We start from the raw sequence: 21553 nt of genomic DNA on the forward strand, positions 1-21553 counted from the left end.
GATGACCGCGAAGATCGCGTACGACACCGTCGAGGTCGGCACCGAACTGCCGGCCCAGACCTTCCCCGTGACCCGCGCCACGCTCGTGCGGTACGCGGGCGCCTCCGGGGACTTCAACCCGATCCACTGGAACGAGAAGTTCGCCAAGGAGGTCGGCCTGCCGGACGTCATCGCGCACGGCATGTTCACCATGGCCGAGGCGATCCGTGTGGTGACCGACTGGGTGGGCGACCCCGGCGCGGTCGTCGAGTACGGCGTCCGCTTCACCAGGCCCGTCGTCGTCCCCAACGACGACCAGGGCGCCCTCGTCGAGGTCAGCGGCAAGGTCGCGGCCAAGCTCGACGACGACACGGTCCGCGTCGACCTCACGGCGACCAGCGGCGGCCAGAAGGTGCTGGGCATGTCGCGAGCGGTCGTACGGCTCGCCTGACCCGCCGTCGAAGACTTCGGTAAGGGGCGCTCGTGCATATGGGCGCCCCTTACGTCGTGCCGGGGCTGTCGGTGCCGTCTCGTAGTCTTGGGCGCGTGCAGGAACTCCACGACGCCCCGCTCGCCCCGCTGACCACCTTCCGGCTGGGCGGCCCCGCGCACCGCCTGATCACCGCCACCACCGACGCCGAGGTGATCGAAGCCGTCCGCGAGGCCGACGACTCCGGCACACCGCTGCTGCTGATCGGCGGCGGATCCAACCTGGTCATCGGCGACAAGGGCTTCGACGGCACCGCCCTGCGCATCGCGACGAAGGGTTTCACCCTCGACGGCACGAGACTGGAGCTCGCCGCGGGCGAGGTGTGGAGCGACGCCGTCGCCCGCACGGTCGAGGCCGGGCTCGCCGGTATCGAGTGCCTGGCCGGAATCCCGGGCTCCGCGGGTGCGACCCCGATCCAGAACGTCGGGGCGTACGGCCAGGAGGTCTCCTCCACGATCACCGAGGTGATCGCCTACGACCGCAGGACCCGTGAGACGGTCACGATCCGGAACGCCGAGTGCGCGTTCTCGTACCGCCACAGCCGCTTCAAGGCCGACCCCGACCGGCATGTCGTCCTGCGGGTCCGCTTCGAGCTTCAGGACGCGGACGGACTGTCCGCGCCCATCCGCTACACCGAGACCGCCCGTGCCCTCGGCGTCCAGCCCGGCGACCGTGTGCCGCTGGCCGACGCCCGCGAGACCGTGCTGAAGCTGCGTTCGGGGAAGGGCATGGTCCTGGACCCGGAGGACCACGACACCTGGTCGGCGGGTTCCTTCTTCACCAACCCCATCCTCACGGACGAGGACTTCGCCGCCTTCCGCACCCGCGTGAAGGAGCGGCTGGGCGAGGACGCGGAGCCGCCCGCGTACCCGGCGGGGGAGGGGCACACCAAGACGTCGGCGGCCTGGCTGATCGACAAGGCGGGCTTCACCAAGGGGTACGGCACCGGGCCCGCCCGTATCTCCACCAAGCACACCCTGGCCCTCACCAACCGGGGCGGCGCCACCACCGAGGACCTGCTCGCGCTGGCCCGCGAGGTCGTGGCGGGGGTACGCCAGGCCTTCGGGATCACCCTGGTGAACGAGCCGGTGACGGTCGGCGTGCGCCTCTGAGCCGGCCGGTCGGCCCGCGAGGCCGTAGTGGGACGACGGGGTGGCCCGATGACGGTGCTCGCCCCCGCCGCCCCCACTCTCCCCGCCCCCCGGGGGGTGCCGCCCCCACTCGCCCTCTCAGGCCCCGGACGAGACGGGCGTGCTCAGCCAGTCATCGACGCCGGCCAGCAGCTTCGCCTTCACGTCCTCCGGGGCCGCCGAACCCCGTACCGACTGACGGGCCAGTTCCGCCAGTTCCTCGTCCGTGAAGGCGTGGTGTCGGCGGGCCAGTTCGTACTGGGCCGCCAGGCGGGAGCCGAAGAGCAGGGGGTCGTCGGCGCCCAGGGCCATCGGGACGCCCGCCTCGTAGAACCTCCGCAGCGGGACGTCCTCCGGCTTCTCGTACACCCCCAGCGCCACGTTCGACGTCGGGCACACCTCGCAGGTCACGCCCCTGTCGGCGAGGCGCCGGAGCAGGTTCGGGTCCTCCGCGGCCCGTACGCCGTGACCCACACGGCTCGCATGCAGGTCGTCCAGGCAGTCGCGGACCGAGGCCGGGCCCGTCAGCTCGCCCCCGTGCGGGGCCGACAGCAGGCCGCCGTCGCGGGCGATGGCGAAGGCGCGGTCGAAGTCCCGCGCCATGCCCCGCCGTTCGTCGTTCGACAGGCCGAAGCCGACCACGCCCCGGTCGCGGTAGCGGACCGCCAGGCGGGCCAGCGTGCGTGCGTCGAGAGGGTGCTTCATACGGTTCGCGGCGACCAGGACCCGCATGCCGAGGCCCGTCTCCCGCATGGCCGTCTCCACCGCGTCCAGGATGATCTCCAGCGCCGGGATCAGACCGCCGAGGCGCGGCGCGTACGACGTCGGATCGACCTGGATCTCCAGCCAGCCGGAACCGTCCTTGATGTCCTCCTCCGCGGCCTCGCGCACCAGCCGCTGGATGTCCTCGGGCTCCCGCAGGCACGAGCGCGCCGCGTCGTACAGCCGCTGGAAGCGGAACCAGCCCCGCTCGTCCGTCGCCCGCAGTCTCGGCGGTTCTCCGCTGGTCAGGGCTTCGGTGAGCGCCTCGGGCAGGCGCACGCCGTACCTGTCGGCCAGTTCCAGCAGGGTGGCGGGCCGCATCGACCCGGTGAAGTGCAGGTGCAGATGGGCCTTGGGCAGCCGAGAAAGATCACGCTCAGCAGCATCACGTACGTGCTCCATTCCAGGATCCTGCCGTACGCCCCCGCCGCCCCGGTAGCGCTTTCCCCGAACGTGGTCTTGCTCGCACACGCGAACGGGCCGCCTCCCCGAAGGGAAACGGCCCGCACACGCGCGTGAAGGACGCGAGGACGTCAGTCCCGCGCCTCCGCCAGCAGCTTCTGGATCCGGCTCACGCCCTCGACCAGGTCCTCGTCCCCGAGCGCGTACGACAGCCGCAGATAGCCCGGCGTGCCGAACGCCTCGCCCGGGACCACCGCGACCTCGACCTCCTCAAGGATCAGCGCGGCCAGCTCCACGGTGTCCTTCGGGCGCCTGCCGCGGATCTCCTTGCCGATCAGAGCCTTCACCGACGGGTACGCGTAGAACGCGCCCTCCGGCTCCGGGCACACCACGCCGTCGATCTCGTTCAGCATCCGCACGATGGTCTTGCGGCGCCGGTCGAAGGCCTCACGCATCTTCGCGACCGCGTCCAGGTCGCCCGACACGGCGGCCAACGCGGCCGCCTGGGAGACGTTCGCCACGTTCGACGTGGCGTGCGACTGCAGGTTCGTCGCCGCCTTCACGACGTCCTTCGGGCCGATGATCCAGCCGACCCGCCAGCCGGTCATGGCGTACGTCTTCGCCACGCCGTTGACCACGATGCACTTGTCGCGCAGCTCCGGCAGGAGCGCGGGCAGCGACACGCGGGCCGCGTCCCCGTAGACCAGGTGCTCGTAGATCTCGTCCGTGAGCACCCACAGGCCGTGCTCGACGGCCCAGCGGCCGATCGCCTCGGTCTCGGCCTCGGTGTAGACCGCGCCGGTCGGGTTGGAGGGGGAGACGAACAGGACGACCTTCGTCTTCTCGGTGCGGGCCGCCTCCAGCTGCTCGACGGAGACGCGGTAGCCGGTCGTCTCGTCCGCGACGACCTCCACCGGGACACCGCCGGCCAGCCGGATCGACTCCGGGTACGTCGTCCAGTACGGCGCCGGGACGATCACCTCGTCCCCCGGGTCGAGGATCGCGGCGAAGGCCTCGTAGATGGCCTGCTTGCCGCCGTTGGTGACGAGGATCTGCGAGGGGTCCACCTCGTAGCCGGAGTCGCGCAGCGTCTTGGCGGCGATCGCGGCCTTCAACTCGGGCAGGCCGCCGGCCGGCGTGTAGCGGTGGTACTTCGGGTTCTTGCAGGCCTCGACGGCCGCTTCGACGATGTAGTCCGGCGTCGGGAAGTCGGGCTCACCGGCGCCGAAGCCGATCACCGGGCGCCCGGCGGCCTTGAGGGCCTTCGCCTTGGCGTCCACGGCGAGGGTGGCGGACTCGGAGATCGCCCCGACCCGGGCGGAGACCCGGCGCTCGGTGGGAGGGGTTGCAGCGCTCATGAGGCCCATGGTTTCAGACAGGAAACGCGCCCGGCACGCGGGTTTCACAGACTGAACAGGAACGGATCGACGGCTGAACAACTGTCCGGATTCGCGCCCCGGACCGGCCGATCTTTCACGGGCAAGACACCTACGGGCGCTTTCTGTTCGACGCCCGGCCGCGGAGCACGTACACTCTCACCTCGTTGGCCTTCAGCGGTCGTGACCGGGCGGTGCACACCGAGCACCCGGCTGGATGCGGTACGTTGGGGTACACACAAAGGGTCGTAGCTCAATTGGTAGAGCACTGGTCTCCAAAACCAGCGGTTGGGGGTTCAAGTCCCTCCGGCCCTGCTACACACTCCTTCACCAGGAAGTGTGCGCACAGTACGTACGTATTGCACTCGCCGTGCGGCTCCACCGGGCGCGGCACGGCCACGACCCGGGAATCAGGTGAGGACGAGTGACGGACGCCGTGGGCTCCATCGACATGCCTGACGCCCAGGATGAGGTGCAGGAGTCGAAGAAGAAGGCCCGTAAGGGTGGCAAGCGAGCCAAGAAGGGCCCGCTGAAGCGCCTTGCCCTCTTCTACCGCCAGATCGTCGCGGAACTCCGCAAGGTCGTCTGGCCGACCCGTAACCAGCTGACGTCGTACACCACCGTGGTGATCTTCTTCGTCGCGATCATGATCGCCCTGGTGACCCTGATTGACTATGGGCTCAACCACGCCGCCAAGTACGTCTTCGGCTGAGCCGAGAGCGAAGGACGCCGTCGTGCCCGGCGTCCCTTTCGCATGTTCCACCCCTATGTATCCAGGAAGAAGCAGCCACCGTGTCTGACCCGAACCTGAACGACGCCATGGAGCCTCGCGGGGAGGCCGTCGAGTCCGTGGATGACGAGCTCGACATCGTCGAGGGCGCGGACGAGGTCGACGAGGCCGAGGCTGCCGAAGCCGCCGCGGGCGAGCCGGCCGAGGAGACCGCCCTGCACGTGGAGGGCGAGGACGAGGCCGCGTCCGAGGACGCCGAGGCCGAGGGAGAGCCGGAGCCCGAGCTCGAGCTCGACCCGGTCGAGAAGCTGCGCGAGGAGCTGCGCTCGCTGCCCGGCGAGTGGTACGTGATCCACACCTACGCCGGCTACGAGAAGCGGGTGAAGGCGAACCTGGAGCAGCGTGCCGTCACGCTGAACGTCGAGGAGTACATCTACCAGGCCGAGGTCCCCGAGGAAGAGATCGTCCAGATCAAGAACGGCGAGCGGAAGACCGTCAAGCAGAACAAGCTGCCCGGTTATGTGCTCGTCCGTATGGACCTGACGAACGAGTCCTGGGGCGTCGTCCGCAACACGCCCGGTGTCACGGGCTTCGTCGGCAACGCCTACGACCCCTACCCGCTGTCCCTCGACGAGGTCGTCAAGATGCTCGCCCCGGAGGCCGAGGCCAAGGCCGCCCGCGAGGCCGCCGAGGCCGAGGGCAAGCCGGCCCCGCAGCGCAAGGTCGAGGTCCAGGTGCTGGACTTCGAGGTCGGCGACTCGGTCACCGTCACCGACGGCCCGTTCGCCACGCTGCAGGCGACCATCAACGAGATCAACCCCGACTCGAAGAAGGTCAAGGGCCTGGTGGAGATCTTCGGCCGCGAGACGCCGGTCGAGCTCTCCTTCGACCAGATCCAGAAGAACTAGTTCCGTCTGGTTCCTCTGGCGCACCAGCCACCGGCCAGGTCAGACCGGCTCCCGCTGCGGGGCCGTCTGACCTGTCGGTTTTTGACCGCGCACCGGTACCCGTTATCGTTGTGCGGTATGCCTCCATCCGGATGATCCGGGCGATCGAGCCCAAGGTGATCCGGGCGATCACGCCCAAGGATGGCGGCGGAAAACTCTCACTAAGGACCCGGAGAGAGCTATGCCTCCCAAGAAGAAGAAGGTCACGGGGCTCATCAAGCTCCAGATCCAGGCCGGTGCCGCCAACCCGGCTCCGCCGGTCGGTCCGGCGCTGGGTCAGCACGGCGTCAACATCATGGAGTTCTGCAAGGCCTACAACGCCGCGACCGAGTCGCAGCGTGGCTGGGTCATCCCGGTGGAGATCACGGTCTACGAGGACCGTTCCTTCACCTTCGTGACCAAGACTCCGCCGGCCGCCAAGATGATCCTCAAGGCCGCGGGCATCGAGAAGGGCTCTGGCGAGCCGCACAAGACCAAGGTCGCCAAGATCACCCAGGCGCAGGTCCGCGAGATCGCCCAGACCAAGATGCCCGACCTCAACGCGAACGACCTGGACGCGGCCGCGAAGATCATCGCCGGCACCGCGCGCTCCATGGGCGTCACGGTCGAGGGCTGAACCCCACCTTCGTAGAACCATGCGGCTACGGCCGCACGTGGCAGGGCCTGCTCGGCCCGTACCACGACTCCTTCAGAACCCACAGGAGCAGTTGTGAGCAAGCGCAGCAAGGCTCTCCGCGCTGCGGACGCCAAGATCGACCGGGAGAAGCTGTACGCCCCGCTCGAGGCCGTCCGTCTCGCCAAGGAGACCTCCACGACCAAGTTCGACGGCACCGTCGAGGTCGCCCTGCGTCTGGGCGTCGACCCGCGCAAGGCCGACCAGATGGTCCGTGGCACCGTGAACCTCCCGCACGGCACCGGTAAGACCGCCCGGGTCCTGGTCTTCGCGACCGGTGACCGTGCCGAGGCCGCTCGTGCCGCGGGCGCCGACATCGTCGGCGCCGACGAGCTGATCGACGAGGTGTCGAAGGGCCGTCTGGACTTCGACGCCGTCGTCGCCACCCCGGACCTCATGGGCAAGGTCGGCCGCCTCGGCCGCGTGCTCGGTCCCCGTGGTCTGATGCCGAACCCCAAGACCGGCACCGTGACCCCGGACGTCGTGAAGGCCGTCAACGACATCAAGGGCGGCAAGATCGAGTTCCGCGTCGACAAGCACTCGAACCTGCACTTCATCATCGGCAAGACGTCCTTCGACGACACCAAGCTGGTGGAGAACTACGGCGCGGCGCTCGACGAGATCCTCCGTCTGAAGCCGTCCGCCGCCAAGGGTCGCTACATCAAGAAGGCCGCGGTCAGCACCACGATGGGCCCCGGCATCCCGGTCGACCCGAACCGCACCCGCAACCTCCTCGTCGAGGAGGACCCGGCCGCGGTTTGAGCCCAAGGCTCACCCAGTCGGTCACGGGCCCCGCACCTTGAAGGTGCGGGGCCCGTCGGCGTCTGAGAGATGGGGCACATGCCGTTTCGCCGGAGGTGCGTGCCGAACCCCCTGGGCCGGAGTTAGCGTGAAGATCACGGAGCGCACCAGGGGGGAACGTATGAAGGACGGCATCTTCAGGCGCGGGATCCTCCCGGTCGCGGTGGTCCTCGCCCTGGTCGCCCTGACGGCGTGCAGCCACTTCGGTGACGGTGACTCCTCCCGGAGCTCCGCGGGGCCGTCCGGCGGCCGGGCCGCCCACGTCGACCCACGGTCACTGGCGGCCCTGCGAGCGGTCGAGAAGGCCACCGAGAACGCCGGCTCCGCGCGGGTCGAGTCCACGACGTCCATGGGCGGGATGCTCGCCCTGGAGACGGGCGGCCTGCTCGGCTGGGCCGGCGAGTCGGTGGGCACGCTCCGGATCACCTACACGGGCGGGCAGCTCGCCGAGACGATGCGCGCGCTGGGCAGTACGTCGATGGAGGCCCGGCTGCTGCCCGACGCCTACTACGCGAAGGTGGGCGACGCGTTCGCGCGGCGCCTGCAGGGGCGGCACTGGATCAGGTACGCCTACGACGACCTGGCGTCCCTGCCGGGCGGCTCGGGGGCCTATCTGACGGGCCAGTTGCGCAACACCGCGCCGCTGCAGCCGGTCAGGCTGCTGCTGGCCTCCGGGGACGTGCGCAGGGTCGGCGAGGAGACGGTGCGCGGGCGCCGCACCACGCACTACTCGGGCACGGTCACCCCGGCGTCCCTCACGGGCGGCCTCAAGGAGCAACTGGAGCAGGCCGGCGTCACCGAGGAGACGGTCGACCTCTGGGTCGACGACCACGACCTGCTGGCCAAGAAGACCGAGCGGGGAGAGCTGTCGACGGGGCGGATGTCGTCGACGGCGTACTACCGGGACTACGGCGTGAAGGTGACGGCACCGCGGCCGCCGGGGTCCGACACGGCCGATTTCAAGGACCTGCTGGGGGCGCGGGACTCGTAGCGGTCCTGTGGCGGGGCGGCCTGATGCTGCCCCGGGGAGCGGATTTGCTTGACGGCGATCCGTTCCCGTACTCTCCTACAGAAGCCAAAGACCGCTGGTCGTTGCCGTGCGCTCCCATGAGGGCGCGGTGGCCGAAGGATCCGCTGAACTGCGGACGACCCGCGCAGGTGACAGTGGAAGAGCTCCCGGGGTGCGTACGTGGTGACGTGCGTGCGGCCGGTCGAGTCCGCCCCGTGCGCCTGCGCCGGGGCGTTTCGTTTTCCCCAGTCCTCCTTCGGGTCCGCGCGGTCCGAATCACCCGGAAGGAGGCCGAGGCTCTATGGCGAGGCCCGACAAGGCTGCCGCGGTTGCGGAGCTGACGGACAAGTTCCGCAGCTCCAACGCCGCCGTGCTGACCGAGTACCGCGGTCTCACCGTGGCGCAGCTCAAGACGTTGCGCCGGTCGCTCGGTGAGAACGCCCAGTACGCCGTGGTGAAGAACACGCTGACCAAGATTGCGGCCAACGAGGCCGGGATCACGCTGGACGACCAGCTCTTCGCTGGTCCGACGGCCGTCGCCTTCGTCACCGGTGACCCGGTGGAGTCGGCGAAGGGTCTCCGTGACTTCGCCAAGGACAACCCCAACCTCGTCATCAAGGGCGGTGTCCTTGACGGCAAGGCGCTGTCCGCCGACGAGATCAAGAAGCTTGCGGACCTCGAGTCCCGCGAGGTTCTGCTCGCCAAGCTGGCGGGCGCCATGAAGGGCAAGCAGTCCCAGGCTGCCGCGCTCTTCCAGGCGCTCCCGTCGAAGCTCGTCCGCACCGTGGACGCGCTCCGTGCCAAGCAGGCCGAGCAGGGCGGTGCCGAGTAATTCGGCTCGCTTTCTGATCCCGGCCGCCTGACGCGGCGGGGGTCGCAGCGGGCCAACGTACGCCCGCCACTCATGTACATCCGGCACCAGCCGAATTAGTGGAAGGATCGCCCATCATGGCGAAGCTCAGCCAGGAAGACCTGCTCGCGCAGTTCGAGGAGATGACCCTCATCGAGCTCTCCGAGTTCGTGAAGGCCTTCGAGGAGAAGTTCGACGTCACCGCCGCCGCCCCGGTCGCGGTTGCCGGCGTTGCGGGCCCGGGTGCCCCGGCCGCCGAGGCCGAGGAGGAGAAGGACGAGTTCGACGTCATCCTCACCGGTGCCGGCGACAAGAAGATCCAGGTCATCAAGGTCGTGCGCGAGCTGACCTCCCTGGGCCTGAAGGAGGCCAAGGACCTGGTCGACGGTGCGCCGAAGCCGGTTCTCGAGAAGGTCAACAAGGAGGCCGCGGACAAGGCCAAGGAGTCCCTCGAGGGCGCCGGCGCCTCGGTCGAGGTCAAGTAAGACCTCCCGCGGGTCCACCAGGACTCCGGGTCCGCACAGGACCCGAGGGGGCCGTACGGAGCGACGCTCCGTACGGCCCCCTTTCGCATGTGCCGGCACCCTTTTGGCCGGGGAAGCCCGCCGACGATGACGACTGCCGCTGCCGCTGCCCGGCCGGGCCGGTGGTCCGGAAGCGGGGGGCGGCCACCGCCCGGCTCCGGGGGCGCCGCCGGCCACGCCCCGGCCCAGAGCCCGGCCCCGGCCACAGGCCCCGGCTCTGGGCCCCGGGCCCCGGTCCCGGGCGCCTCAGGCCTCTGCCGGGCCCGTAGCCGGGGCCGGGGGTCGCCCGGATGCGTCGCCCGGATGCGCGGCGCCCCTCGCCGAGCTTTCCGAACAGCATTCACCCGGACGCCGTAACCCCCCGTCCTCGATCCCGCGCACGCCTCACCCTCAAGGCTGTAACGCGAACGCGCCGAGGTGCGATCATCCATCCGGGTGGTCGCTCTCCGGCGTTCCGGGGGGTCCGGTGGCGGCTGCCTTGCGTGCGTCGCCGTGGGGGGTATGGTGATCTTCGGTCGTGCCTCCCGAGGGCCCCGGTGACAGGTCGAACGTGACGATGGCAGCACCCGGTTTGGGCAAGGGGGGCCTTGACGAACCGCACGCAGCGCGCAATTCTCAGGACGCGTCGTCACTACGATCCGGATCCGAGGCATGGATCGACGACGAAGAGGGCAGTATCGATGTGCATCGAAGGCGTGGCGTGCCGCAGGTGTTGAGGGACAACGAGGGCCTCCAGTGGAGGCCTGAAAACCCGCACTGGACATCAGTGTGCCTTGTGGCTACACTGACCCTTTGCGCTGCCTGTTAGCTGCCTCCTGCCCGTCACCAGGAGCACGCCCCATGCTTGAGCACCGAGCATAAAGAGTCTCTGACCTGAGGCTTCCCATCTCTGTGCCCGGCGTGGACCGGGACGCGCGTAGTGAGTCCGAGCCCTCGGAAGGACCCCCTCTTGGCCGCCTCGCGCAACGCCTCGACCGCGAATACGAACAACGGCGCCAGCACCGCCCCGCTGCGCATCTCCTTTGCAAAGATCAAGGAGCCCCTCGAGGTTCCGAACCTTCTCGCGCTGCAAACCGAGAGCTTCGACTGGCTGCTCGGTAACGACGCATGGAAGGCTCGCGTCGAGGAGGCTCTGGAGAACGGTCAGGACGTCCCCACCAAGTCCGGCCTCGAGGAGATCTTCGAGGAGATCTCCCCGATCGAGGACTTCTCCGGGTCGATGTCGCTGACGTTCCGGGACCACCGCTTCGAGCCGCCGAAGAACTCGATCGACGAGTGCAAGGAGCGCGACTTCACCTACGCCGCGCCCCTCTTCGTCACGGCCGAGTTCACCAACAACGAGACCGGTGAGATCAAGTCCCAGACCGTCTTCATGGGCGACTTCCCGCTCATGACGAACAAGGGCACTTTCGTCATCAACGGCACCGAGCGTGTCGTGGTGTCGCAGCTGGTCCGTTCCCCCGGTGTCTACTTCGACTCCACCATCGACAAGACGTCCGACAAGGACATCTTCTCCGCCAAGATCATCCCGTCCCGGGGTGCCTGGCTGGAGATGGAGATCGACAAGCGCGACATGGTCGGTGTCCGCATCGACCGCAAGCGCAAGCAGTCCGTCACCGTCCTCCTGAAGGCGCTCGGCTGGACCACCGAGCAGATCCTCGAGGAGTTCGGCGAGTACGAGTCCATGCGCGCCACCCTGGAGAAGGACCACACCCAGGGCCAGGACGACGCGCTGCTCGACATCTACCGCAAGCTGCGCCCGGGCGAGCCCCCGACGCGTGAGGCCGCGCAGACGCTGCTCGAGAACCTCTACTTCAACCCCAAGCGCTACGACCTCGCGAAGGTCGGCCGCTACAAGGTCAACAAGAAGCTGGGTACGGACACCCCGCTGGACGCGGGCATCCTGACCGTCGAGGACATCATCGCGACGATCAAGTACCTGGTGAAGCTGCACGCCGGTGAGACCGAGACGGTCGGTGACAACGGCCAGAAGGTCGTCGTCGAGACCGACGACATCGACCACTTCGGCAACCGCCGCCTGCGCAGCGTCGGCGAGCTCATCCAGAACCAGGTCCGCACGGGTCTGGCCCGTATGGAGCGCGTCGTGCGCGAGCGCATGACCACGCAGGACGTCGAGGCGATCACGCCGCAGACCCTGATCAACATCCGGCCGGTCGTCGCCTCCATCAAGGAGTTCTTCGGCACCAGCCAGCTGTCCCAGTTCATGGACCAGAACAACCCGCTCTCCGGGCTGACGCACAAGCGGCGTCTGTCCGCGCTGGGCCCGGGTGGTCTGTCCCGTGAGCGGGCCGGCTTCGAGGTCCGTGACGTGCACCCGTCGCACTACGGCCGCATGTGCCCGATCGAGACGCCCGAAGGCCCGAACATCGGTCTGATCGGCTCGCTCGCCACCTACGGTCGCGTGAACGCGTTCGGCTTCGTCGAGACCCCGTACCGCAAGGTCGACGAGACCGGTGTCGTCACCGAAGAGGTCCACTACCTCACGGCCGACGAAGAGGACCGGTTCGTCATCGCCCAGGCCAACGCGCCGCTGACCGACGACCTCCGGTTCGCCGAGGCCCGCGTCCTGGTCCGCCGCCGTGGCGGTGAGGTCGACTACGTCGCCCCCGAGGACGTGGACTACATGGACGTCTCGCCGCGCCAGATGGTGTCGGTCGCGACCGCCATGATCCCCTTCCTCGAGCACGACGACGCCAACCGTGCCCTCATGGGCGCGAACATGATGCGTCAGGCCGTGCCGCTGATTAAGTCCGAGTCCCCGCTCGTCGGCACCGGCATGGAGTACCGCTCCGCCGTCGACGCCGGAGACGTCGTCAAGGCCGAGAAGGCCGGTGTGGTCCAGGAGGTCTCCGCGGACTACATCACCACCGCCAACGACGACGGCACGTACATCACGTACCGTCTGGCCAAGTTCGCCCGCTCCAACCAGGGCACCTCGGTCAACCAGAAGGTCATCGTCAACGAGGGCGACCACGTCATCGAGGGCCAGGTCCTCGCCGACGGTCCGGCCACCCAGAACGGCGAGATGGCGCTCGGCAAGAACCTGCTGGTCGCCTTCATGCCCTGGGAAGGCCACAACTACGAGGACGCGATCATCCTCAGCCAGCGCCTGGTCCAGGACGACGTCCTCTCCTCGATCCACATCGAGGAGCACGAGGTCGACGCCCGTGACACCAAGCTCGGCCCCGAGGAGATCACCCGGGACATCCCGAACGTCTCCGAGGAGGTCCTCGCCGACCTCGACGAGCGCGGCATCATCCGCATCGGTGCCGAGGTCATCGCGGGCGACATCCTCGTCGGCAAGGTGACCCCGAAGGGTGAGACCGAGCTGACCCCCGAGGAGCGCCTGCTGCGCGCGATCTTCGGTGAGAAGGCCCGTGAGGTCCGTGACACCTCGCTGAAGGTGCCGCACGGCGAGACCGGCAAGGTCATCGGCGTGCGCGTCTTCGACCGCGAGGAGGGCGACGAGCTGCCGCCGGGCGTGAACCAGCTGGTCCGCGTCTACGTGGCTCAGAAGCGCAAGATCACCGACGGTGACAAGCTCGCCGGCCGTCACGGCAACAAGGGCGTCATCTCCAAGATCCTGCCGATCGAGGACATGCCGTTCCTGGAGGACGGCACCCCGGTCGACATCATCCTCAACCCGCTGGGTGTGCCGTCCCGAATGAACCCGGGACAGGTCCTGGAGATCCACCTCGGCTGGCTCGCCAGCCAGGGCTGGGACGTCTCCGGCCTGGCGGACGAGTGGGCGCAGCGCCTGCAGGCGATCGGCGCCGACCAGGTCGAACCGCGCACCAACGTCGCCACCCCGGTGTTCGACGGTGCCCGCGAGGACGAGCTGGCCGGTCTGCTGCAGCACACGCTGCCGAACCGCGACGGCGACCGCATGGTCCTCCCGTCCGGCAAGGCCAGGCTGTTCGACGGCCGCTCCGGTGAGCCGTTCCCGGACCCGATCTCGGTCGGGTACATGTACATCCTGAAGCTGCACCACCTGGTCGACGACAAGCTGCACGCCCGCTCGACCGGTCCGTACTCGATGATCACCCAGCAGCCGCTGGGTGGTAAGGCCCAGTTCGGTGGCCAGCGCTTCGGCGAGATGGAGGTGTGGGCCCTCGAGGCCTACGGCGCCGCGTACGCCCTCCAGGAGCTGCTGACCATCAAGTCCGACGACGTCACCGGCCGCGTGAAGGTCTACGAGGCCATCGTCAAGGGCGAGAACATCCCTGAGCCCGGCATTCCCGAGTCCTTCAAGGTGCTCATCAAGGAAATGCAGTCCCTGTGCCTCAACGTGGAGGTGCTGTCCAGCGACGGTATGTCCATCGAGATGCGCGACACCGACGAGGACGTCTTCCGCGCTGCGGAGGAGCTCGGCATCGACCTGTCCCGGCGCGAGCCGAGCAGCGTCGAAGAGGTCTGACGGGAGTCCGGCCGGGGACCGGACCCACTGGTCCAGTCCCCGCCGACCCCCAGGCCCCCGTTTCAGACCAAAGACTTACGACCCTGAGAGGGATTGACGCATAGTGCTCGACGTCAACTTCTTCGACGAGCTCCGGATCGGCCTGGCCACCGCTGACGACATCCGTCAGTGGAGCCACGGCGAGGTCAAGAAGCCCGAGACCATCAACTACCGCACCCTCAAGCCCGAGAAGGACGGCCTCTTCTGCGAGAAGATCTTCGGCCCCACCCGGGACTGGGAGTGCTACTGCGGCAAGTACAAGCGCGTCCGCTTCAAGGGCATCATCTGCGAGCGCTGTGGCGTCGAGGTCACGCGCGCCAAGGTGCGTCGTGAGCGGATGGGCCACATCGAGCTCGCCGCGCCCGTCACGCACATCTGGTACTTCAAGGGCGTCCCGTCGCGTCTGGGCTACCTGCTCGACCTGGCGCCGAAGGACCTGGAGAAGGTCATCTACTTCGCGGCGTACATGATCACGTACGTCGACGAGGAGCGCCGTCAGCGCGACCTGCCCTCGCTGGAGGCCCACGTCTCCGTCGAGCGCCAGCAGATCGAGCAGCGCCGTGACGCCGACCTGGAGGCCCGCGCCAAGAAGCTCGAGGCGGACCTCGCCGAGCTGGAGGCCGAGGGCGCCAAGGCCGACGTGCGCCGCAAGGTGCGTGAGGGTGCCGAGCGCGAGATGAAGCAGCTGCGCGACCGTGCGCAGCGCGAGATCGACCGCCTCGACGAGGTGTGGACCCGGTTCAAGAACCTCAAGGTCCAGGACCTCGAGGGCGACGAGCTGCTCTACCGCGAGCTGCGTGACCGCTTCGGCACGTACTTCGACGGTTCGATGGGTGCCGCGGCGCTGCAGAAGCGCCTGGAGTCCTTCGACCTCGACGAGGAGGCCGAGAAGCTCCGCGAGATCATCCGTACCGGCAAGGGCCAGAAGAAGACCCGTGCCCTGAAGCGTCTGAAGGTCGTCTCCGCGTTCCTGCAGACGTCCAACAGCCCCAAGGGCATGGTCCTGGACTGCGTCCCGGTCATCCCGCCGGACCTGCGTCCGATGGTGCAGCTGGACGGTGGCCGCTTCGCGACCTCCGACCTGAACGACCTGTACCGCCGTGTCATCAACCGCAACAACCGTCTGAAGCGCCTGCTCGACCTGGGCGCTCCGGAGATCATCGTCAACAACGAGAAGCGCATGCTTCAGGAGGCTGTTGACGCCCTCTTCGACAACGGTCGTCGCGGCCGCCCGGTGACCGGTCCGGGTAACCGCCCGCTGAAGTCCCTCAGCGACATGCTGAAGGGCAAGCAGGGCCGCTTCCGTCAGAACCTGCTCGGTAAGCGTGTCGACTACTCGGCGCGTTCCGTGATCGTCGTCGGCCCGCAGCTCAAGCTGCACCAGTGCGGTCTGCCGAAGGCGATGGCGCTGGAGCTGTTCAAGCCGTTCGTGATGAAGCGCCTGGTCGACCTGAACCACGCGCAGAACATCAAGTCGGCCAAGCGCATGGTCGAGCGCGGCCGCACCGTGGTGTACGACGTCCTCGAAGAGGTCATCGCCGAGCACCCGGTGCTGCTGAACCGTGCGCCCACCCTGCACCGCCTCGGCATCCAGGCCTTCGAGCCGCAGCTGGTCGAGGGCAAGGCCATCCAGATCCACCCGCTCGTCTGCACCGCGTTCAACGCGGACTTCGACGGTGACCAGATGGCCGTGCACCTGCCGCTGTCCGCGGAGGCGCAGGCCGAGGCCCGCATTCTGATGCTGTCCTCGAACAACATCCTCAAGCCGGCCGACGGCCGTCCGGTGACGATGCCGACCCAGGACATGGTCCTCGGTCTGTTCTTCCTCACCACCGACGGCGAGATGCGCGACGTGAAGGGCGAGGGCCGCTCGTTCGCGTCCGTGGCCGAGGCGATCATGGCGTTCGACGCCGGCGAGCTCTCGCTGCAGGCGCGCGTGGACATCCGCTTCCCGGTGGGCACCATCCCGCCGCGCGGCTGGACCCCGCCGGTCCGTGAGGAGGGCGAGCCGGAGTGGCAGCAGGGTGACAGCTTCACGCTGAAGACCACGCTGGGCCGTGCGCTCTTCAACGAGCTGCTGCCCGAGGACTACCCGTTCGTCGACTACGAGGTCGGCAAGAAGCAGCTCTCCGAGATCGTCAACGACCTCGCCGAGCGGTACCCGAAGGTCGTCGTGGCGGCCACGCTCGACAACCTGAAGACGGCCGGCTTCTACTGGGCCACCCGTTCCGGTGTCACCGTCGCCATCTCCGACGTCGTCGTTCCCGAGGCGAAGAAGGAGATCGTCAAGGGCTACGAGGCGCAGGACGAGAAGGTCCAGAAGCAGTACGAGCGTGGTCTGATCACCAAGGACGAGCGCACCCAGGAACTGATCGCGATCTGGACCAAGGCGACCAACGAGGTCGCCGAGGCCATGAACGAGAACTTCCCGAAGACCAACCCGATCTTCATGATGGTGAACTCGGGTGCACGAGGCAACATGATGCAGATGCGTCAGATTGCCGGTATGCGTGGTCTGGTGTCGAACGCGAAGAACGAGACCATCCCGCGGCCCATCAAGGCGTCGTTCCGTGAGGGTCTGTCCGTGCTGGAGTACTTCATCTCCACGCACGGTGCCCGTAAGGGTCTCGCGGACACCGCTCTGCGTACCGCCGACTCGGGTTACCTGACCCGTCGTCTGGTGGACGTGTCGCAGGACGTCATCATCCGCGAGGAGGACTGCGGCACCGAGCGCGGCCTCAAGCTCCACATCGCGGAGCGCGGCGCCGACGGCGTCCTGCGCAAGGCGGAGAACGTGGAGACGTCCGTGTACGCGCGCTGCCTCGCCGAGGACATCGTCGTCGACGGTCAGGTCCTGGCCCCGGCCGGCACCGACCTGGGCGACGTGCTCATCGAGGAGCTCGTCTCGCGCGGCGTCGAGGAGGTCAAGACCCGTTCGGTCCTGACCTGCGAGTCCGCGGTCGGCACCTGCGCCATGTGCTACGGCCGTTCGCTGGCCACCGGCAAGCTGGTCGACATCGGTGAGGCGGTCGGCATCATCGCCGCCCAGTCCATCGGTGAGCCCGGCACCCAGCTGACGATGCGTACCTTCCACACCGGTGGTGTGGCCGGTGACGACATCACCCAGGGTCTGCCGCGTGTCGTCGAGCTCTTCGAGGCCCGTACCCCGAAGGGTGTCGCCCCGATCTCCGAGGCGAGCGGCCGCGTTCGCATCGAAGAGACGGAGAAGACGAAGAAGATCGTCATCACGCCGGACGACGGCAGCGACGAGACGGCGTACCCGATCTCGAAGCGCGCCCGACTCCTGGTGAGCGAGGGCGAGCACGTCGAGGTGGGCCAGAAGCTCACCGTGGGTGCCACCAACCCGCACGACGTGCTGCGCATCCTGGGCCAGCGTGCCGTCCAGGTCCACCTGGTCGGCGAGGTCCAGAAGGTGTACAACTCGCAGGGTGTGTCGATCCACGACAAGCACATCGAGATCATCATCCGGCAGATGCTCCGCCGTGTGACGATCATCGAGTCCGGCGACGCCGAGCTGCTGCCCGGCGAGCTGGTCGAGCGCTCGAAGTTCGAGCAGGAGAATCGTCGTGTGGTCCAGGAGGGCGGTCACCCGGCCTCCGGTCGTCCGCAGCTCATGGGTATCACCAAGGCCTCGCTGGCGACCGAGTCCTGGCTGTCGGCGGCGTCCTTCCAGGAGACGACCAGGGTCCTCACGGACGCGGCGATCAACGCCAAGTCCGACTCCCTGATCGGTCTCAAGGAGAACGTCATCATCGGTAAGCTCATCCCGGCCGGTACGGGCCTCGCCCGCTACCGCAACATCCGGGTCGAGCCGACCGAGGAGGCCAAGGCCGCGATGTACTCGGCCGTGGGCTACGACGACATCGACTACTCGCCGTTCGGCACGGGCTCCGGCCAGGCCGTGCCGCTGGAGGACTACGACTACGGTCCGTACAACCAGTAAGCGAGCAGTATGAACCGAAGGGCGGCTACCCCGAGTGGGGTGGCCGCCCTTCGGCGTTGCCGGAGCTGCTCAGCGGTTGATCGCGAGGTGTGGCTCCAGGGCGCGCAGCCTCTCCTGGTGGCCGGGATGGCTGGAGAGCAGGCGGGTCAGCGCCCCGGGGTCGGCCGGCTGTTCTCCGGCCGCGGCGGCACGGGCGCGCCGTGCCGCCTCCTGCGCCTGCAGGTGCTGCAGCACCTCCGTCATCTCCTGTGCGAAGCCGAGCGCGACCGCCTGTTCGTCGGCGCGCAGTTCGCTCTTGCGCGCGGTGTAGGCGAGGAAGTACGGGGCGACGAACAGGGAGAGAGCGATGGGCCAGTAGGCGAGCCAAAGCATGAGCGCGAAGCCCGCCAGGACGAGAAACAGGGCGGTGGCCACCAGCATGTTGATCCGGCCTGCGACATAGACCGCGATGATGGCGAGGAAGCTCGCCACGTTCCAGGCGATCCGGCCGGGCAGCGAGTACCAGTAGCCGAGCAGGCCGGCCCAGGAGTGACCGCCGGTGTGGTGGCCGAGTTCGTGCGCGAGTACGGCGGCCAGGTGGCTGCTGGGGACCTCGCCCAGCGCGTACGTCGTGACGCCGACGATGTGGCCCGCGACCGCCGCCGCGTTCAGGTCGTCGCTGTTCTCCACCATCAGTTCGTACGTGCGGGCCTCGATGCCCGCGCGGGCGGTGACCTCGTGCCAGACCGGCTCCAGTCGGGCTCGTTCGTCCGGCTCGGGGCGCCGGAGCTTCAGGACGCGGCGGGCGAAGAGCCGCTCGGTGGGCCGATGGAAGGCGAGTCCGCCCGAGAACAGCCAGGCGGCCACGATGAGCCCGCCGACGATGTTTCCGGCCAGGGCCACGGAGATGGTGGCGACAACGGCGAGGCTCGCCACGAAGCCGGGGATGTACATGATCAGTCGGCCCCAGGCCGTGGCGTCCGCACCTCGCTGGTGGGCGGAGATGTGGATGCGTGCGCCCTGGTGGCGGTAGTCGAGGTCGTCGGGAGCGGAAGGGCTGGTGGGAGCGGGGGCAGTGGGAGCGGCTTCGGGAGTTGGGGGAGCGAGCGGGGCGGCGGCGGGCGGTGGCGGGTCCGGGGGTACCTCCGGGTACTCGGGCGGAGCACTGTCCGGGTACGGAGGGGCTTCGGGGTGGGGGAGGGCCTCGGCTGTCTCCGCGCGGCGTGGGACCAAGGGATGCGGGGCCGGCGCGGCCGCTTCCGGGTAGGGCGGGGCCTCGGCCGCTCCCGGGTGCTGGGGAGCGATGGCGCCCGGGTACTGGGGCGGCGGTACGTCGGCCGGGTACTGCGGCAGTGGTCCGCCCCGGACGCTCGAGTCCCGAAGAGGGGCGCCCGGGTAGGCGGGTGGGGCTTCCGGGTACGGCGGTGGTGCCTTCGGGTGCGGGGGCGATGGGGTGATGTCCGGGCGTTCGGAGTGGGGGGCCGACGGGGACGGGCGGTCCGGTGGCTGGGGCATGGCGGGAGTTCCTTCGGGGTGGGGACGTCAGCCGATGAGGAGTGCGGCGGGCAGCAGCACCGTGGCTGCGCAGAAGGCGATCAGGCCGGCGCGGATCCACTGGTGTTTGCGAGCGGCGATACGGCTGGTCTCGGTGAGAGCCGTCGTGAGTCCGGCGACGGGGTCGCCTTCGGTGTCGGCGAGTGCGGCGGACAGCAGGCCCTCGCGCGCCGCCTGCCGGACGTCGCCGAAATAGCACAGGGGCTGACCCGGGGCCCAACCGCCGCTGCTGTAGCGGGGTAGCACGGCGAGCAGCAGCGCGAGCAAGGACAGCGCCAGCGCGAACGTTCCGGCCCACCACACGGTGGTCCCCGCCGCCGAAAGGGACCCTGGGGTCCAGTTCTGCCCGGCCACGAGTCCGCTGAACACGCCCGCGGTCATGCCCAGCGCCGCCACCAGAACGGCCGCCTTGCTGTCGGCCCGCGCGATCTCCCCGCGCATCTCGGAGAGCAGCCGTTCGGCGACCTGGGTACCGGAACGCGGCGGGGCCTGAGCCGATGTCCGGTGGGCAGTCGCGTCCGGAGTCGTCATGCGGACCCCGCATCCCTCGTGTGCTGGGGAGGCACGGTGGGCCTCGCCGGCTCAGCGGGCGACGGAGTCAGGTCCGGCTGAGCCGCCGGCGCGTACCCCGCGGGCGTGGCGGGTGCCGCAGCCGTGGTGGCGTGGGGCGACGGGGGTGTGACCGGAGAGGGGCCGACGGCGGCGTACGGCAGCGGGGGTACGGCGGGCGCGAGGTCGCCCTGAGGGTGCGGTGCCGCAGGCGCGGGGTCGCCCTGAGGGTGCGGTGCCGCAGGCGCGGCCGGTACCGGTGGCTGATCGCCGTACGGCTGCCGCTGCCCGCTCGCTTCCGGCACCGGCGTGTCGTACGGACCCTGGGCGCCCTGCCCGTCGTACCCGCCCGGCGCCGGTGTTGCCCCGGCCGGCAGCGCCGACTGGCCGTGGGGCGCGGTCCCCCGGCGGCGGGCCAGATCGTCGACCGCGTGGCGGACCTGCTTGAGAGTTTCGGCCTTCTGGTAGTCCTCCAGCTCGTCGCCGCCGATGAGCTGCAGCTGGCTCTGGATGAAGGACAGTTGGTCCTGCTGGATGCTGTTGATGACCAGTTGGGTGTCCTCGGGGTGCTCGGCCAAATGGAGCGCCCAGGCGCCCACGCCGCCGTGCTGCAGGTGGTACCGGTAGAAGTTGATCTTCGCGGCCACGAGTTCCTGTTGCTGCTGCTGACGCAGGCGCTCCAGCTCGTACTGCTGCCGGGCCTTGCGCAGCTCGAGCTCGTGCTCCGGGTCGAGCATCTCGGACTCGTAGCGCAGGGTCCGCTGCCGGCGCCGGTGTGCCATCGCCTCCTCGTCCGGGCGCAGCCGCACCACGCAGCTGACCGTGAGCCCGGTGCCCGCCGCGAAACCGCTCGCCTCGACCGCCTTCTGGACGGCCGCCTCGGCGGTTGCGCTGTCCTCGATGGAGTAGCGGCGGCTGACCGGCCGGGCAAGCTGCTGCAGTTCACGCTTCAGCCGTTCGGGAACGTCGCGCTCGCCGCTGCGCACGAACGCCTCCGGATCCCCGACCCGCCAGGTCAGGTCGGCGGTCACACCGAAGGAGAAGGCGTCGTCGTCGCTGGGCAGTTCGAGCTCCAGCTGCACCGGGTGGCTGCCCATGTCCACCTCGTACACCGAGGCGTAGCGACGGGTCGCCGCGTCCGTGCGGCTCGGCCGGTGCGGCGGGACGTACGTGTCGTACGCGCCGTCCTTGGTGGCGAAGACCAGCGCGTGGTCGATCGCCATGACCGGGCGTCGGCCGGTGTAGTCGAAACGGGAGATCGGCCGGACGGTGAGCACCGGGTCCTTCAACGTGCTGTGCCGGTCGGCTTCCTGCTGCCACTCCGGCTGACGGCGGAAGTCCGCCATGGGGCAACTCC

Annotated in this window: 16 protein-coding genes and 1 tRNA gene; 12 read left to right on the forward strand and 5 right to left on the reverse strand. The window is 69.0% G+C overall.

Annotated features, from left to right (window positions below; translation table 11 throughout):
* Position 1: 1 nt before the first annotated feature.
* On the forward strand, positions 2 to 430 hold the full coding sequence (locus tag ACZ7L1_RS22685) for a MaoC family dehydratase (protein WP_471439634.1): 429 nt from the start codon (positions 2 to 4) through the stop codon (positions 428 to 430).
* Between the two features lie 95 nt (positions 431 to 525).
* A complete protein-coding gene (locus tag ACZ7L1_RS22690; RefSeq protein WP_471439636.1) occupies positions 526 to 1581 on the forward strand; it encodes a UDP-N-acetylmuramate dehydrogenase in 1056 nt (351 codons plus the stop codon).
* Between the two features lie 117 nt (positions 1582 to 1698).
* Here ACZ7L1_RS22690 and ACZ7L1_RS22695 read toward each other — a convergent pair whose 3' ends face one another.
* On the reverse strand, positions 1699 to 2763 hold the full coding sequence (locus ACZ7L1_RS22695; RefSeq protein ID WP_471439638.1) for an adenosine deaminase: 1065 nt from the start codon (positions 2761 to 2763) through the stop codon (positions 1699 to 1701).
* Between the two features lie 131 nt (positions 2764 to 2894).
* Positions 2895 to 4121, reverse strand: coding sequence for a pyridoxal phosphate-dependent aminotransferase (locus tag ACZ7L1_RS22700; protein ID WP_471439640.1), 1227 nt, complete (start codon positions 4119 to 4121; stop codon positions 2895 to 2897).
* Between the two features lie 260 nt (positions 4122 to 4381).
* Here ACZ7L1_RS22700 and ACZ7L1_RS22705 point away from each other — a divergent pair.
* From ACZ7L1_RS22705 to ACZ7L1_RS22750, 10 genes are all read left to right on the forward strand, one after another.
* Positions 4382 to 4454, forward strand: a tRNA-Trp gene (locus ACZ7L1_RS22705).
* 109 nt (positions 4455 to 4563) lie between these two features.
* The gene (gene secE / locus ACZ7L1_RS22710) at positions 4564 to 4851 is read left to right on the forward strand and encodes a preprotein translocase subunit SecE (protein WP_403613161.1); all 288 of its coding nucleotides are present in this window, start codon (positions 4564 to 4566) and stop codon (positions 4849 to 4851) included.
* An 80-nt stretch (positions 4852 to 4931) separates the two neighbouring features.
* On the forward strand, positions 4932 to 5777 hold the full coding sequence (gene nusG / locus ACZ7L1_RS22715) for a transcription termination/antitermination protein NusG (protein WP_471439641.1): 846 nt from the start codon (positions 4932 to 4934) through the stop codon (positions 5775 to 5777).
* A 220-nt stretch (positions 5778 to 5997) separates the two neighbouring features.
* Complete coding sequence (gene rplK / locus ACZ7L1_RS22720; RefSeq protein ID WP_030601313.1) at positions 5998 to 6432, forward strand: 50S ribosomal protein L11; 435 nt, start codon at positions 5998 to 6000, stop codon at positions 6430 to 6432.
* 93 nt (positions 6433 to 6525) lie between these two features.
* Complete coding sequence (rplA, locus tag ACZ7L1_RS22725) at positions 6526 to 7251, forward strand: 50S ribosomal protein L1 (RefSeq protein ID WP_200418807.1); 726 nt, start codon at positions 6526 to 6528, stop codon at positions 7249 to 7251.
* Between the two features lie 160 nt (positions 7252 to 7411).
* A complete protein-coding gene (locus ACZ7L1_RS22730) occupies positions 7412 to 8281 on the forward strand; it encodes an SCO4651 family lipoprotein (protein WP_471439750.1) in 870 nt (289 codons plus the stop codon).
* 319 nt (positions 8282 to 8600) lie between these two features.
* Positions 8601 to 9131 (forward strand): 50S ribosomal protein L10, encoded by a 531-nt coding sequence (gene rplJ / locus ACZ7L1_RS22735; RefSeq protein WP_143627918.1) that lies wholly within the window; start codon positions 8601 to 8603, stop codon positions 9129 to 9131.
* Between the two features lie 116 nt (positions 9132 to 9247).
* Positions 9248 to 9634 carry a 50S ribosomal protein L7/L12 gene (gene rplL / locus ACZ7L1_RS22740; protein WP_471439644.1) on the forward strand — a complete coding sequence of 129 codons (387 nt, stop codon included), beginning with the start codon at positions 9248 to 9250 and terminating at the stop codon, positions 9632 to 9634.
* Positions 9635 to 10622: 988 nt separating this feature from the next.
* Positions 10623 to 14111, forward strand: coding sequence for a DNA-directed RNA polymerase subunit beta (gene rpoB, locus ACZ7L1_RS22745; protein ID WP_471439646.1), 3489 nt, complete (start codon positions 10623 to 10625; stop codon positions 14109 to 14111).
* 103 nt (positions 14112 to 14214) lie between these two features.
* Entirely contained in the window at positions 14215 to 18114 is a 3900-nt protein-coding gene (locus ACZ7L1_RS22750) for a DNA-directed RNA polymerase subunit beta' (RefSeq protein ID WP_471439648.1), read from the forward strand.
* 69 nt (positions 18115 to 18183) lie between these two features.
* Here the strand turns inward: ACZ7L1_RS22750 and ACZ7L1_RS22755 are convergent, their stop codons facing one another.
* From ACZ7L1_RS22755 to ACZ7L1_RS22765, 3 genes are read right to left on the reverse strand one after another with little or no spacing between them, the layout of a single operon-like run.
* Complete coding sequence (locus ACZ7L1_RS22755; RefSeq protein WP_471439650.1) at positions 18184 to 19608, reverse strand: M48 family metalloprotease; 1425 nt, start codon at positions 19606 to 19608, stop codon at positions 18184 to 18186.
* A 27-nt stretch (positions 19609 to 19635) separates the two neighbouring features.
* Positions 19636 to 20178 (reverse strand): Pycsar system effector family protein, encoded by a 543-nt coding sequence (locus tag ACZ7L1_RS22760; RefSeq protein ID WP_471439652.1) that lies wholly within the window; start codon positions 20176 to 20178, stop codon positions 19636 to 19638.
* On the reverse strand, positions 20175 to 21542 hold the full coding sequence (locus tag ACZ7L1_RS22765; RefSeq protein ID WP_471439653.1) for a PE-PGRS family protein: 1368 nt from the start codon (positions 21540 to 21542) through the stop codon (positions 20175 to 20177). Before ACZ7L1_RS22765 ends, ACZ7L1_RS22760 begins: the two co-directional genes overlap by 4 nt.
* Positions 21543 to 21553 lie beyond the last annotated feature (11 nt).

The sequence above is a fragment of the Streptomyces sp. NPDC107546 genome, from assembly GCF_055639175.1.